Annotated in this window: 14 protein-coding genes; 7 read left to right on the forward strand and 7 right to left on the reverse strand. The window is 62.9% G+C overall.

Annotation, left to right across the window (positions count from 1 at the left end):
* Positions 1-122 precede the first annotated feature (122 nt).
* Positions 123-869 (forward strand): SDR family oxidoreductase, encoded by a 747-nt coding sequence (locus tag LB565_RS08145; protein ID WP_224582625.1) that lies wholly within the window; start codon positions 123-125, stop codon positions 867-869.
* Positions 870-892: 23 nt separating this feature from the next.
* Here the strand turns inward: LB565_RS08145 and LB565_RS08150 are convergent, their stop codons facing one another.
* The 4 genes from LB565_RS08150 to LB565_RS08165 all read right to left on the reverse strand — a co-directional run bounded on the left by LB565_RS08150 (position 893) and on the right by LB565_RS08165 (position 5,236).
* The gene (locus LB565_RS08150; protein ID WP_224582627.1) at positions 893-1,777 is read right to left on the reverse strand and encodes an SH3 domain-containing protein; all 885 of its coding nucleotides are present in this window, start codon (positions 1,775-1,777) and stop codon (positions 893-895) included.
* A 248-nt stretch (positions 1,778-2,025) separates the two neighbouring features.
* Entirely contained in the window at positions 2,026-3,312 is a 1,287-nt protein-coding gene (locus LB565_RS08155; protein WP_224582630.1) for an NAD(P)/FAD-dependent oxidoreductase, read from the reverse strand.
* A 76-nt stretch (positions 3,313-3,388) separates the two neighbouring features.
* Positions 3,389-3,754: a four helix bundle protein gene (locus LB565_RS08160; protein WP_224582632.1), complete on the reverse strand. Its 366-nt coding sequence runs from the start codon at positions 3,752-3,754 to the stop codon at positions 3,389-3,391.
* Positions 3,755-3,799: 45 nt separating this feature from the next.
* Complete coding sequence (locus LB565_RS08165; RefSeq protein WP_411970618.1) at positions 3,800-5,236, reverse strand: glutamine synthetase family protein; 1,437 nt, start codon at positions 5,234-5,236, stop codon at positions 3,800-3,802.
* 146 nt (positions 5,237-5,382) lie between these two features.
* Here LB565_RS08165 and LB565_RS08170 point away from each other — a divergent pair, with 146 nt between their 5' ends.
* Entirely contained in the window at positions 5,383-6,096 is a 714-nt protein-coding gene (locus tag LB565_RS08170) for an HAD family hydrolase (protein WP_224582635.1), read from the forward strand.
* Positions 6,097-6,285: 189 nt separating this feature from the next.
* Complete coding sequence (locus tag LB565_RS08175) at positions 6,286-7,089, forward strand: MerR family transcriptional regulator (protein WP_224582638.1); 804 nt, start codon at positions 6,286-6,288, stop codon at positions 7,087-7,089.
* Positions 7,090-7,149: 60 nt separating this feature from the next.
* Here LB565_RS08175 and LB565_RS08180 read toward each other — a convergent pair whose 3' ends face one another.
* The 3 genes from LB565_RS08180 to aceA form a co-directional block, all read right to left on the reverse strand.
* Positions 7,150-7,599 (reverse strand): response regulator, encoded by a 450-nt coding sequence (locus LB565_RS08180; RefSeq protein ID WP_224582640.1) that lies wholly within the window; start codon positions 7,597-7,599, stop codon positions 7,150-7,152.
* Between the two features lie 225 nt (positions 7,600-7,824).
* A complete protein-coding gene (locus tag LB565_RS08185) occupies positions 7,825-8,067 on the reverse strand; it encodes a hypothetical protein (protein ID WP_027168360.1) in 243 nt (80 codons plus the stop codon).
* Between the two features lie 54 nt (positions 8,068-8,121).
* On the reverse strand, positions 8,122-9,411 hold the full coding sequence (gene aceA / locus LB565_RS08190; RefSeq protein ID WP_224582642.1) for an isocitrate lyase: 1,290 nt from the start codon (positions 9,409-9,411) through the stop codon (positions 8,122-8,124).
* 252 nt (positions 9,412-9,663) lie between these two features.
* On the opposite strand from aceA, the gene LB565_RS08195 reads away from it, so the two are divergent.
* The 4 genes from LB565_RS08195 (at position 9,664) to LB565_RS08210 (ending at position 14,867) form a co-directional block, all read left to right on the forward strand.
* Entirely contained in the window at positions 9,664-11,106 is a 1,443-nt protein-coding gene (locus LB565_RS08195) for a short-chain fatty acyl-CoA regulator family protein (protein ID WP_224582644.1), read from the forward strand.
* Between the two features lie 137 nt (positions 11,107-11,243).
* Positions 11,244-12,209 carry a DMT family transporter gene (locus LB565_RS08200; RefSeq protein WP_224582646.1) on the forward strand — a complete coding sequence of 322 codons (966 nt, stop codon included), beginning with the start codon at positions 11,244-11,246 and terminating at the stop codon, positions 12,207-12,209.
* A gap of 338 nt (positions 12,210-12,547) precedes the next feature.
* Entirely contained in the window at positions 12,548-13,645 is a 1,098-nt protein-coding gene (locus LB565_RS08205; protein ID WP_224582648.1) for a polyamine ABC transporter substrate-binding protein, read from the forward strand.
* 82 nt (positions 13,646-13,727) lie between these two features.
* Entirely contained in the window at positions 13,728-14,867 is a 1,140-nt protein-coding gene (locus LB565_RS08210; protein ID WP_224582649.1) for an ABC transporter ATP-binding protein, read from the forward strand.
* Positions 14,868-14,872 lie beyond the last annotated feature (5 nt).

Consider the following 14,872-nt stretch of genomic DNA (forward strand, 5'->3'; position numbering starts at 1 on the left):
TTCCGGCAACGTTCGCGACTGCAGCATAGAACGCGAATGTGACGAAAGCTAAGGGAGATGTAGCCTGACGCGCGTGCAGGTGGAAAAGTCACGTCAAGCTGGAATCCATGAGCGGGAAAACCATGCGTCTGGAAAACAAGGTCGCCGTCATTACGGGTGCCGCGTCGGGCTTCGGTGAAGGCATGGCCAAGCGCTTCGCCGAAGAGGGCGCGCGCGTTGTCGTCGCCGACCTCAACGCCAAGGGCGCCGAGCGGGTGGCCGAAGAGATCGGCGAGAGCGCCATCTGGACCCAGACCGACGTTTCCTTGCGCTCCGAATTCGACGAGATGATCTATGCCGCCAAGAGCGCTTTCGGTCGCATCGACATCATGGTCAACAATGCGGGTTTCACCCATCGCAACGGCGATATGCTCGGCGTCGACGAGGAAACCTTCGACCTGATCACCGCGGTCAACATGAAGGCGATCTATCACGCGGCGCTCGGCGTCGTGCCGATCATGGACCGGCAGGGCGGCGGCGTCATCCTGACCACGGCCTCGACTGCCGGCATCAGGCCGCGGCCGGGCCTGACCTGGTACAACGCCTCCAAGGGCTGGGCGATCACCGCCACCAAGTCGATGGCGGTCGAACTGGCGCCGAAGAACATCCGCGTCAACTGCCTCTGCCCGGTCGCCGGCGAAACCGGCATGCTGGAGAAGTTCATGGGCGCCGACACCCCTGAAATCCGCGAAAAGTTCCGCGCCTCGATCCCGCTCGGCCGGCTCTCGACGCCGCTCGATATTGCCAACGCGGCGCTTTGGCTGGCCTCGGACGAAGCCGCCTTCATCACCGGCGTGGCGTTGGAGGTCGATGGCGGCCGCTGCATCTGAGCCGCTTCAGGTGGCGCATGCGGTCAGGCGCCGGTCTTGACGTAGCTTTTGTAGACCCAGCCGTGCTTGCCGTTATAGACGATCTCGCACCATTTCTTGCAATTCACCACCTGCACCGATGCCTTGGCCGGCACCGTGATGATTGCTGCGGCGCCTTTCTTCGGGCCTGAGCGCATGGTCACAGCCCTCAAGACGTGCCCGTTTGCGGCCGCGCTGGCCTTTTGAGCTTTCGGCTCAGGCTGCGCCGAGCTGTCCGTCGCTGCCGGCTGCGGATCTGGGACCTGCGGGTTGGCTTCGGGAATGGCGGCGGTTTGGGCGCCATCCATTTTGTCGCCCGGCTTCTTCGCTGCTGTCTCGCTGGCGGAACCGGCGACTTGCGACAGCGCGTTCGCGGCGTCGTTCTCGGCATCGGCCTCGGCAAAGGCCGTATCGGTCAATTGCGCGGGGGCCGTGTCGGCGGCCTGCTTGGATGGAGCTGGCTGGTTCTCGGCCGGGGCAGGTGGCGTCTTGGCGTCGGAAGCCGTCCAGCGAGGGTTGTTTGATGCCAAGGCCGGAATGTTGGCTTCGCGGGCCGCCGTCGTGGGCGTTACCGCATCCCCCTTGCGCGCGGCCTGCGGCGCCGTCGCCACGGTGACCGCCGCTGCCGCCGGAGCGACTTTCGTGGTTTTCACCGGAATTGTCGGAACGATCTGCGCGGCATTTGCCGCAGTCACTTGCCGGTCAGTGCCCGGAACGCACAGCCACAGCGCCACCGCGGCCACGCCGAGCAGCGCGGCGGTACCGACCGCTGCAATGACCAGATGCGCGTTCGACTGAACCTTCTGCCAGAAGGATGGCCGTACGTTATAGCCGAACTGCATTGTAAAGCGCTGCCGTTCCGGCGCGCCGAAACTGAAGGGCTCGTTCACTCAAACCACCTCCAACAAGCGGGCCGACGTTCTTTCGATCATTGCCGTAAGGATCGGCATCGGTCCCTAAATCACTGCGGACAAGGCCCGCTAAATCCCCGGATTTTCGCCCATGATTGCACCTTTTACTGCTGATTATGGCATGAGTGAGCCAAATTGCGAAATTCTGCGTGCCTGTTAAGGCTTCCACAACCTGCCGCGTGGAAGCCGCCGGCGCCGAATCGGTGGCTTCGGCTGGGCAGCCAGCTTCAAATCCTGTCACGCAACGCGAACCAGTTGAGCGCAAGAAACAAGAGCGGCGCGCGGAATCGGCGGCCGCCGGGGAAGGCGGGGATTTTCAGATCCTCGATGAGTTCCAGCCGGTCGCGGTTGCCGGCAACGGTCTCGGCATAGAGCTTGCCGAAGAAGTTCGACAGTATGACGCCGTGGCCGGAATAGCCGCCTATCGAAATCACCTTCGGCATCACCTCGCGCACGAACGGCTTTCTCGGCACCGTGATGCCGACATAGCCGCCCCAGCCATGCGTGATCTCGATATCCTTCAGGTCCGGGTAGAGCTCGGCGATTTGCCTGCGGATGTGGATATGGATGTCCTTCGGGTCGTTGACGGCATAGACCTCGCGGCCGCCGAACAGGAGCCGTCCGTCTTTCGACTTGCGGAAATAGCGCACCACGAAGCGGGAATCGTCGACAGACTCGCCGCCCGGCAGCACTTTGGAGGCCGCGCCGAGCGGCACGGTCGCACCGATGAAGGAACCGATGGGCATGATGTGCGCCGCGCTCACCGGCTCCAGATTGCCGCCATAGGCATTGACCCCGATCAGGCATCTGTCGGCCGTGATCGTGCCTTTGGGCGTCGTGACCGTCACCTTGCCGCCATTGGACACGATGCCGGTGGAGGGCGTCTGCTCGAAGAGATGCGCGCCGGCGGCGGCCGCCACTTTCGCCGTGCCGATCACCAGCTTCAGCGGGTGGATGTGGCCAGTGCCGGTGTCGCGGGTGCCGCCGAAATAGCGCGTCGAGCCCAGCCGTTCCGCCGTCTCCGCCGCGTCCATGAAGCTTATATGCGGGTATCCGAAGCGGCTCGCCATGATCTCGGCGTGGCGCCTGTAGTCGTCGACGTAGCGCCGCTTGTGCGCGACCGAAAGCTGACCCGGCATATAGTCGATGTCGATTGCATTGGCGGCGGCGAAGTCGAACAGATGCGCCTTGGCTTCTTCGGCCATGTCGAACAGCGCCTTGGCGCGGGAGAGGCCGTACTCGGCCTCCAATTCTTCCGCCCAGGCGCGCTGCCCGGTGCCGAGCTGGCCGCCATTGCGCCCCGAAGCGCCGTCGCCGAAACGATGGGCTTCGATGAGGACGACATTTGCGCCTGTCTTCGCCAAGTGCGCGGCTGCCGACAAGCCAGTGAAGCCGCCGCCAATAATGACGACGTCACATTGGCGATCACCATCTAGCGAAGGGTATTCGGGTCGAGGCCCGGCCGTGTCTTCGTACCACGAACGGCCGGGAGAGATGGGGGATTGGTAGGGCATGATGCTCGGGAGTAGGGGAGTAGGGGAGTAGGGGAGTAGGGCAGTAGGGCAGTAGGGCAGTAGGGCAGTAGGGCAGCTATTCGGGTGACAATTTACGGATCAGAAGCCGCAAGAGTGTTCCCACGCTCTCACTACGTGTCATCAATTGTTGGGCTGCTTCGCTGGACGTGATTCCGACGCGCTGTGCGATCAGTAAGTGAGTTTCCAACTCTTTGAGTGATCCCTGGGCAATTCTAAGAAACTGTTGATAGGAGGCCCGACTTTCTCGTCCATAGCCCTCAGCAATATTGGCGGGTACGGACGCGGCCGCCCTGCGTAGCTGGGTTGTCAATCCATAGAGCTCTTCTTTCGGCCACGCTCTTGTCGTTTCGTAAATCAAAACTGCGAGGTCCATCGCCTGCTGCCCGGAGACTAAATCTCTGTACGATTCGATCTTCGCCATCGCCCCCTACTGCCCTACTGCCTTACTCCCTTACTCCCTACTCCCCTACACGTTGAGCAGCAGATACTCCCGCTCCCACGGGCTGATCACTTCCATGAAGGTCTCGAACTCGGCGCGCTTGATCGCGGTGTAGGTGGCGGCGAAGGATTTGCCGAGGATGGCCCCGAGTTCCTTGTCGTCCTCGAACAGGCCTACGGCCTCCAGAAGCCCGCGCGGCAGGTCGATCTCATCCGCGTTGGCGGTCGTCAGGACCGGCGGTTCCGCCTTGATCTTCTTGTTTATGCCGACCAGCCCGCAGGCAAGCGACGCCGCCAGCGCCAGGTAGGGGTTGGCGTCGGAGGAGGGGATGCGGTTTTCGACGCGTCGCGCCGCCGGATCCGAGCGCGGCACACGGAAGGCGGTGGTGCGGTTGTCATAGCCCCATTTGTTGTTGACAGGCGCCGACGCCTGCTGGGTCAGCCGGCGGTAGGAATTGACGTAGGGCGCGAACATCACCAGCGCGTTCGGCACATGCTTCTGCATGCCGCCGATAAAATGGAAGAACGCGTCGGTCTCCGAGCCGTCCTCGGCCGAAAAGATGTTTTTGCCGGTCTTCTTGTCGATCACCGACTGGTGGATGTGCATGGCCGAGCCCGGCTGCCCCTGGATCGGCTTGGCCATGAAGGTGGCGTAGATCTCGTGCTTCAGCGCCGCCTCGCGGATGGTGCGCTTGAACATGAAGACCTGGTCGGCGAGCTCGATCGGATTGCCGTGGCGCAGATTGATCTCGAGCTGGCCGGCGCCCTCCTCATGGATCAGCGTGTCGATCTCCAGGCCCTGCCGTTCCGAGAAGTGGTAGATATCGTCGATCAGTTCGTCGAATTCGTTGACGCCGGCAATAGAGTAGCCGGCGCCGCCGCCGATCGGCCGGCCCGAACGCCCGACGGGCGGCGTCAGCGGATAGTCCGGATCGGGGTTCTTGCGCACCAGATAGAATTCGATCTCGGGCGCCACCACCGGCTTCAGCCCGCGCTCGTCATAGGCCGCGAGCACGCGCTTCAGCACGTTGCGCGGCGTGAACTCGACCGAGCGGCCGTCCTGGTGAACGAGATCGCAGATCACCGCAGCCGTCGGGTCCTCTTCCCAGGGCACGACGGTCAGCGTCGAAAGATCGGGCAGAAGCTTCAGGTCGCCGTCGTCCTCGGGATAGTGGAACCCGTTGCCGTCCTCGGGATAGCCGCCGGAGATCGTCGTCATGAAGACGGCCGAAGGCAGCGCCAGCGAGGTGTTGGAGGTGAATTTCTTCGACGGCATCATCTTGCCGCGGGCGACGCCCGCCTGGTCGGGCGTGATGCACTCGATGTCCTCGATACCGCGCCATTCGAGCCAGGCGCTGGCTTCCTTCCAGTTCTTCACACCGCGTTGGTTCTTCAGAAAGGCAGGCGTGCGGGCGCGTCCCCCCCGGCTCGACGGACGGACTTCCTTTTTTTCAGGCGGCATCATTCACCAGATTGTGTTGCGGATTTCGGACTATAGCCGGGGGCCACGGCGGAAGGGAAGGGGAGGCGCAAGGCGCACGCCCGTCTTCAGGCTGGCGGCGGGCCGTAACAACGGCTAAACCGGCCGTCCATGAAGAACGGTGTCCGCATATGCCCGCCTCTCATCTGACGACGATAGGCTTCGATGCCGACGACACGCTGTGGCAGAACGAGCAGTTCTTCCGCATGACCGAACAGCGCTTTATCGCCATGCTTGCCGAGCACGGCGACGCAAGCCGGATTTCCGCGAACCTGCTGGAAGCGGCAAAGCGCAATCTCGGCGTCTACGGCTTCGGTATTAAGAGCTTCACGCTGTCGATGATCGAGACCGCGATCGAGGTTACCGAAGGCCGTGTCCCGGCCTCGACCATCGCGGAAATCCTGGCTGCCGGGCGCGACATGCTCAGCCATCCGATCGAGCCGCTGCCGCATGTGCGTGAGACGGTCGAGAAGCTCGCCGGCAGCTATCGCCTGGTGCTGATCACCAAGGGTGACCTCATGGACCAGGAGCGCAAGCTGGCGCAATCGGGATTGGGCGAGCTTTTCGACGCCGTCGAGATCGTCAGCGACAAGAGCGCCGCTACCTATGCCCGCATCTTCAGCCGCCATGGCGACGGACCACAAAAAAGCATGATGGTCGGCAACTCGCTGAAGTCGGATGTCGTCCCTGCCATCGATGCCGGCGGCTGGGGCATCTATGTCCCGCATGAACTGACCTGGGCGGCCGAGCATGCCGAGGCGCCTGTCGCGGCGCCGCGTTTCCGCCAGATCGCCGACTTGAGCGAATTGCCGGCGCTGATCGAACGCATCGCCACGGCGGATTGATGACGGTGGTTGTTCCCCAGCCTCCACAAAAAGCCCGGTGGCGGCATAGCTCCGCGGCGTCGCTGAAGCCGACGCGCTGAACGTCGGCTTCAGGTGAGCGGCCGGCGCGAACGAACCGGCCGACGAGCTCTTGCATCGGACCTTGGGGCCGCTCTTACAAAAGCGAGGGTCCGGAACGGAAGGTCGGTCATGAGCGGCGAAAAGGAGCAATGGTTCGGTCCAGGCGAGACAGCTCGACGGGTCGGCGTCACCACCAAGGCGCTCAGGGTCTATGAGCGGGAGGGCCTCGTTGTGCCTCATCGCGCCGAATCGAGATGGCGCCTGTACGGCCCAACCCAAATCGCCCGCTTGCACCAGATCGTCGTGCTTCGTGATCTCGGCCTGTCTCTCAAATCGATCAAGAAGCTTGTCGGGGATCATCCCCGGCTTCGGGACATTCTGCGGCTGCAACGCGAAACGCTGGAGTCCCAACAAGACAAGATCAAGCGCGCGATCGCCATTATAGACGTGGCGCTATGTCAGATCCACGAGGGGCGGGACCTTTCCCTGGACGAGTTGGCAATCCTCACCAAGGAGACTCTCATGCAACAACCCGCCGATAAAAAGAAATTCCTCGCAAGGTTCGAAGCTCTGATCGCGGAGCAGGACCCGACAGGGCAGGCAAGCCGCACCTTTGACGAGATAAAGAAAGAATATGACGGAGACGCTCATAAGGTTGCGCTGAAGGCCCTCATGGAGGAAGCCAGCCGACTGAAGGAGGTGGGCGACGTCAATTCCGAAGCCGCCAAAGAATTCGTTCGGCGTGTGCGATCCCGTACCGCTGGCATCAGGCGTTCCACCTCGCAGGCTGAGCAAGAGCTTATACGCGACGCGTATACCAAAACGCTCGCCGAGGCGCAGGCGAGATCCGAGTCCCTCTGGTTCGATCCGGCGGTCCTCGAATTTTTCCGGCAGGTCGCGCAAGGAATGAAGGAACGCGGCGAGCTGAACTGACCCAGCCTCACGAGAACAGTTTCCGGAATCTCGCCTTAACGGCCCAATCTCCCGAACGCCTTAGCCGCGGCCCATGAGGCGATCGACCACGGGTTGCAGCCTCTCGGGCGTGATCGGCTTGGCAACCACCGCATCGACCATGCTCGACAGGCCCAGGCTCTCCGGCGTGCCATTCCTGGTTGAAAGCAGGATCACCGCCGGCAGCGGCTTGCCGGAGGCGCGCCGCAGCGCGTCGATTGCAGACATCAGCCGGTCGCAATCCTTGTTGTCCGGGCCGCCGTCCAGGATGACGGCGCCGGGCAACTGGCCAGTGAGCGTCTTCTCGGCGGTTTCGGGCGTTTCCGAGATCGGTTTCAGTCCCGATTTCTCGACGATTTTCGATACCACGACCCGGTTGATCGATGATTTTCCGACGACGAGCACCTTGGAAAAATTCGCCGCGATCGCGCCGTTCCGGGCTGCCGGTTTCGGATGTTTTTCGGAGTGGTCGTCATGGTTGGCGGGACACATCGGCGGGCAGGCACTCTGGTTCAATGCAGGGTTGAAACCTGAGGCACAATTGGGTGAGATCGCGGCCGGTGTCAAGCTGAAACGGTCGAGGTCGAAAATATAGCAAGAAATTCCGGAATTCAGCGCAAGTCGTACCTCTTGGCGACGAAGGCAAACCGAAAAAATGCGATAGTCTCCCGAACGTATAGCGCACGGAAGACTATCGCCGAAACTGTTGACGTTACGTCAAGTATGGCTCTGCTGGGTAACGATCACCGGGATCAAAAGGTCTCCCCAGTTGCCGTCGCCGCCATGGTGCCTGGCCGAACGCACCAACTCCACCGAGACGCCGGCCTCGACTGCCTTCATGACCGACTGGTTGAGCCTGTGCAGATCGTTGGCGAGCATGCGGATCGTCGCCTGCTGGTCGACGCTCATCGCGCTCGATTGCTCTTCTGCCCTTTCCTTGACGCGGCTTATCGATGCCATCGCTCTTCTCCTCGATGTAGATGCCCTGCGGGCGCTTCCTCTGGTTGTTATCCGTTACTCGGCCGCCGGCCTGAATTGGGCGTGCTCGGTCGATTCATGCATGGCGGTGGTCGAGGACTGGCCGCCGGTGATCGCCATCGACACGGCGTCGAAATAGCCGGTGCCGACCTCGCGCTGGTGCTTGGTCGCGGTATAGCCGTGGGCCTCGGCCGCGAACTCGGCCTCCTGCAGTTCCGAATAGGCGGCCATCTGGCGATCCTTGTAGCCGCGCGCCAGCTCGAACATGCCGAAGTTCAACTGGTGGAAGCCGGCGAGCGTGATGAATTGGAACTTGTAGCCCATCGCGCCGAGCTCCTTCTGGAACTTCGCGATCGTCGCGTCGTCGAGGTTCTTCTTCCAGTTGAAGGACGGCGAACAATTGTAGGCGAGCAGCTTGCCCGGATGGTGCCTATGCACGCCCTCGGCGAATTTCCTGGCCTGCGCCAGATCCGGCTTCGAGGTCTCGCACCAGATCAGGTCGGCATGCGGCGCATAGGCCACGGCGCGCGCGATGCAAGGCTCGATGCCGTTCCGCACATTGTAGAAGCCCTCGACCGTGCGGCCTGCGTCGTAGTCGACGAAGGGCCGGTCGCGCTCGTCGATATCGGAGGTCAACAGCTTCGCCGCCTCGGCGTCCGTGCGCGCCACGACCAGCGTCGGCGTACCCATCACGTCGGCCGCAAGGCGTGCCGCGTTGAGGTTGCGGATATGCGCCGCCGTCGGGATCAGCACCTTGCCGCCGAGATGGCCGCACTTCTTTTCCGACGCCAGCTGGTCCTCATAGTGGACGCCCGCGGCGCCGGCCTCGATGAAGGCCTTCATGATCTCGAAGGCGTTGAGCGGGCCGCCGAAGCCGGCTTCGGCATCGGCCACGATCGGCGCGAACCAGGTCTCGACCGACAGCCCGCCGCCTTCGGACGTCTCGATCTGGTCAGCGCGCTGCAAGGTGCGATTGATGCGCTTGACGAGTTCCGGTGCGGCATTGGCCGGGTAGAGCGACTGGTCCGGATACATCGCCGAGGCGGTGTTGGCATCCGCGGCGACCTGCCAGCCGGAGAGATAGATCGCCTTCAGCCCGGCCCGAACCTGCTGCATGGCCTGGTTGCCCGACATGGCGCCCAGCGCGTTGACGAAATCCTCCTCGTGGATGAGCTTCCACAGCCGGTTCGCGCCCATCTCGGCCAGCGTCTGGCGAATTTGCACGGAGCCCCGCAACCGCTTCACGTCCTCCGGCGAATAGGGGCGCTCGATGCCGTCGAAACGGCCTTCCGGCGCGCAGGGGACGAGGTTGTAAAAATCGGTCATTGGTCACTCCGGGTCACTTGGCAACTGTGTCAGGCGCTGCGCTGCAAAGACATATTCTGCGACGTCTGCGTATGACATCGTTTACATCGCAGCGCGAAAGGCACCTAGAAAAACCGGCAAACCCTTCGAAAAATAAGGGAAAAGCTGTGTTGTCATTGACAAGTTAGCTCTGTAAATTTGTCACGATTGTAAAAGCGGCGAAGCGGGCACCGCACTCGACGTTCATGTAAATTCTTGTCAAGGATGGCAGAGATGGCCGACCAGAAGATCTTTGCCGGGCCGCGGCTGCGCCGGCTGCGCAACGCCAGGAGCCTGACCCAGACGGCGATGGCCGAGGGGCTGGGCATCTCGCCTTCCTATCTCAACCTGATCGAGCGCAACCAGCGGCCGCTGACGGTGCAGCTCATTCTCAAGCTCGCCTCCGTCTACAAGGTCGATCCGCACGAACTGCAGGGTGAGACAAAAGGCTCGATCGCGGCATTGCGCGAGGCCTTCAGCGATCCGCTTCTTGCTGGCGAGCTGCCCGGCGATCAGGAACTGATCGACCTCGCCGAGACGGCGCCGAATGCTTCGGCGGCGATGGTGAAGCTCTTTCGCGCCTATCGCGAGCAGGCTGAGCGCTTGTCTGATCTCAACCAGCTTCTGGCCAAGGAGGGCAAGGCAACCGCGCTGTCCGGCGCGCGCCTGCCAGCCGACGAAGTCCACGAAGTGTTCGAGCGCCGGCCGAACCACTTCGCATCTCTGGAGGAGGAGGCGGAGGCTTTCACATCGGTCCTCGATCCCGGCGACGACCTGTCCGGCGCGCTGAAGGCCTGGCTGAGGCGTGAGCATGGCATTGTCGTCAAAGTGTTGCCGGTCGCCACCATGCCCAACTGGCGCCGCCGCTACGATCGCCATTCGCAGCGTCTGTTCCTGTCCGAGCGGCTGTCGCCTTTCGACCAACTGCGCGAAGTCGCCATGGAGGCGAGCCTCATGCGCATGTCGGTGGCCATCGCCGGCGAAATCCAGGCGCTGAAGCTCGGCACCGACGAGGCGCGCCGGCTCGCCCGCTTCGAGCTCGGCCGCTACGCCGCGCATGCGCTGATGATGCCCTATCAGGCTTTTCACGCCGTCGCCGTTCGCGCTCGCTATGACATCGACGTCTTGCGCTCCCGCTTCGGCGTCTCTTTTGAGCAGGCGGCCAACCGGCTGACCATGCTGCAGCGGCAGGGTGCGTCGGGCGTGCCGTTCTTCATGCTGGAAGTCGACAATGCCGGAAACCGCTTCCGCAAGGCCGGCAGCCAGGGCTATCCGCAGAGCCGCTTCGGCGGCGGCTGCCCCAAGCTTCCCATCCATGCGGCCTTCTCGCAGCCGGGTCAGATCCTGGTCGAGGCGGTGGAAATGCCCGACGGCGCCGAGTTCCTTTGCATCGCCCGCACGCTGGAAGGCCCGCAAGGCGCTTTCTCCGAACGGCCGCGTCGCACCGCGCTTCTGCTCGGCTGCGATATCGGCTTCCGCGACGAGATCGTCTATGGCGCGGCGCTGCCGGTCGGAGCCGCCGGCAAATCCGGGCAAGGCTCCGCCACGCCGGTAGGCCCCGCCTGCAGGCTCTGCGAGCGGGTCGGCTGTCTTGCGCGCGCCGAGCCGCCGGTGACGCGCCCGCTCGGCCTCGACGAGATGGTGACGGGCCTCAGCGCCTTCGATTTCCAGGGATGACAGCGCCGGATGTGCCCCAAGCTTCGCCGGACGCTGGATCACGCCGGTTTTACGCTTTTGCGCTACGCGATTGAGACGCAGTTCTTTGTCGTCCCTGGTGCATCGTGTCGAACGCAACTCGCTGACGGTCATCCGACATGACCGATACCGCCTCGTCCCCCGCCGCCCCGTCCTCCACCGCCTTGCCGGCCGTCTCGCCGCGCGAGGAGCGGATCGGCATGCTCCTGGTCTTCCTTTCGGCGCTGATGTGGAGTTTCGGCGGCACCATCGCCCGTTTCATCCATATCGGCGACAGCTGGACCGTGGTGTTCTGGCGTTCGCTATGGGCCGTGGCCTTTCTCATCGCATTCATGCTTTGGCGCGACGGTTGGCGCGGCACCTTGAACCTCTTTCGGCACATGGGACTGCCCGGCCTTGGCGTCGCCTTCTGCTTCGCCACCGCCTCGACCAGCTTCGTGGTGGCGCTTGCCTACACCACGGTCGCCAACATCCTCCTGATGCAGGCCGGCGTGCCGCTGCTTGCGGCTCTCCTTGCCTGGCTCCTGTTTCGCGAGCGGGTCGGTCCGGCGACCTGGATCGCGATTGCCGCCGTCATCGCCGGCGTCGCCATCATGGTCTCCGAATCCCTGGGCGGAGCCGTGTCGCCGATCGGCGACGGCCTGGCGCTAATGATCGCGGTGATGTTTTCGCTGGCGACGGTGATCACCCGTCGCTTTGCCCATGTACGCATGGTGCCGGCCACCTGTCTCGGCGCGCTGCTTGCCGGTGCGTTCGCCGCTTCCCAGGCCTCGGCATTCGCGGTCCCGGGGCGCGACATGGGCTTCCTCTTCGCCTTTGGCGTCATCAACCTTGGCGTCGGCCTCGCCTTTTTCGCCATGGGCGCGCGCCTGGTGCCGGCGGCGATCGCGGCGCTGCTCGGCACCTTCGAGCCGATCCTTGGGCCGATCTGGGTCTGGCTGGTCCATTCCGAAGTGCCGTCGATGCGCACCATCATCGGCGGCACGGTCGTGGTCACGGCGCTGCTGATCCACATAGGCCTGGAGTTCAAGCGCCAGACGCGGCCGACACGTCCCGGCGTCACCGGCCTGCCGTCGCCCAATTGACGACCGGCAGCCGTCCCCCATTGACAACCCAGTTGCCGGGCGGGCAGGCTGCAGCTACGGCAACAACAAGACAGGCGTATCTTGCCAAGTGTCTCCGCCGGCCCGCTCGGGACCGGACAGCATCGTCATAGCTCTCAATACGCCACGGTGAATGCCGTTGACGCCGCCCGGGTGCCTCGCCGGGGCGGCCAAAATGTCTCGAACCCTGATGCCGTTACTGGGCCTTGCGTGAAGAGTTCACGCCTGTCGCTCTCCAGAAAGCTCAATACTCTCAAACCAAAGCCGCCCCGCCATATCGCGACGAGCCGGCAAGGGAACACTCACCAAAGGAGAACAACATGATCCGCAAAGCGCTTTGGCTTTCGGCGACGTCGGCATTTCTGACGCTTTTCACAATAAGCGGCCACGCCGAAGACCGCGTCGTCAACGTCTACAACTGGTCGGACTATATCGACAGCTCGATCATCGACGACTTCACCAAGAAGACGGGCATCAAGGTCGTTTATGACACCTTCGATTCCAACGAGATCCTGGAGACGAAACTGCTTGCCGGCGGCAGTGGTTATGACGTGGTCGTGCCGAGCGCCAACTTCCTGGCGCGCCAGGTCCAGGCAGGCGTGTTCCAGAAGCTCGACAAGTCGAAGCTGCCCAACATCTCCAACATGTGGGACGTCATTTCCGAGCGTACTGCCAAATACGATCCTGGCAACGAATATTCGGTCAACTACATGTGGGGCACGGTCGGCCTCGGCTATAACGTCAAGAAGGTGCAGGCCGCGCTCGGCACCGACAAGATCGACAGCTGGGACGTCTTCTTCAATCCGGACAAGCTGGCCAAGCTGAAGGATTGCGGCGTCTATGTGCTGGACTCTCCCACCGACGTCATTCCGGCGGCGCTTAAATATCTCGGCCTCGACCCCAACAGCACCTCTCCCGATGACATTTCCAAGGCCGAGGAGGCGTTGCTGAAGGTGCGGCCCTATGTCCGCAAGTTCCATTCGTCCGAATACATCAACGCCTTGGCCAACGGCGACATCTGCCTGGCGATCGGCTGGTCGGGCGACGTCTTCCAGGCGCGCAACCGCGCCGTGGAAGCCAAGCAGGGCGTCGAGATCGGCTATTCGGTGCCCAAGGAAGGCGCCGAGATGTGGTTCGACCAGATGGCGATCCCCGCGGACGCGCCCCATGCCGCCGACGCGCTCGAATTCATCAACTACATGATGACGCCCGAAGTCATCGCCAAATCGTCGAATTACGTGCTCTATGCCAACGGCAACAAAGCCTCGCAGCAATTCGTCGATAAGGCGATCCTGGGAGATCCTTCGGTCTATCCGGACGAAGAGACGATGAAGAAGCTGTATACGGTTGCGCCATACGATCCCAAGACGCAGCGCATCATCACGCGCACCTGGACCAAGATAGTCACCGGCCAGTGAGCATTGCGACACGGCCCCGGCAGCCAACTGCCGGGGTCGCTTTCTTTTGGGGATTTTTTAAGAAAGTAACGGAGTGGAGATCATGAAATCGCTTGGCAGCATCCGCAGGGATTTCGCGCCATGGAACGACCCGAATGCCAAGCCATATATCCAGTTCGACAAGGTCACCAAGAAGTTCGCTGATTTCATCGCCGTCAACAATCTGTCGCTGACCATCTTCGAGCGCGAATTCTTCGCCCTGCTCGGCGCTTCGGGCTGCGGCAAGTCGACCCTGCTGAGGATGCTCGCCGGCTTCGAGGAGCCGTCCGCGGGCCGCATCCTGCTCGACGGACAGGACCTGCGCGGCATTCCGCCCTACAAGCGGCCGGTCAACATGATGTTCCAGTCCTACGCGCTGTTCCCGCATATGACGGTGGAGAAGAACATTGCCTTCGGCCTGAAGCAGGAAGGCATGCCCGGGCCCGATATCGAAAAACGCGTGGCCGAGATGCTGAGGCTCGTCAAGCTCGAGCAGTTCGCCAAGCGCAAGCCGCACCAGCTCTCGGGCGGCCAGCGCCAGCGCGTCGCGCTTGCCCGCTCGGTCGCCAAGCGACCGAAGGTTCTGCTGCTCGACGAACCGCTCGGCGCTTTGGACAAGAAGCTGCGCGAGGAAACCCAGTTCGAACTGATGGACCTGCAGCAGGAACTCGGCCTTACCTTCGTCGTCGTCACCCACGACCAGGAGGAGGCCATGACCATGGCCGACCGCATCGCCATCATGGACAAGGGCGAGGTGATGCAGGTCGCGACGCCTGCCGAGATTTACGAGGCGCCGACCTCGCGCTTCGTGGCGCATTTCGTCGGCAATGTGAACATGTTTGAAGGCAGGGTTGCCGAGCGCACGGCAAGCACGACCCGCATCACCGGCGCGACCGGAGCGCAGATCGTCGTCGACAATGGCGGCGCCGCCGCTGCCGGCTCCGACATCATCTTCGCGATCCGGCCGGAGAAGATCAAGGTTTCCTCGAAAAAGCCGGCCGATGCCGTCAACGTGCTCGAAGGCGAGGTCTATGACGTCGCCTATCTCGGCGACATGACGGTCTATCATATCAAGCTCGACGACGGCCAGATCGTGCGGGCGAGCGCATTGAACGCCTCGCGGATCACCGAGGATCCGCTCACCTGGAACGACCGCGCCTGGGTCTCCTTCCGGCCAGACGCCGGCGTCGTTTTGACGAGGTAGGAGCG

It is taken from the genome of Mesorhizobium sp. CA14 (assembly GCF_020165195.1).
Taxonomy (GTDB): Bacteria; Pseudomonadota; Alphaproteobacteria; order Rhizobiales; family Rhizobiaceae; genus Mesorhizobium.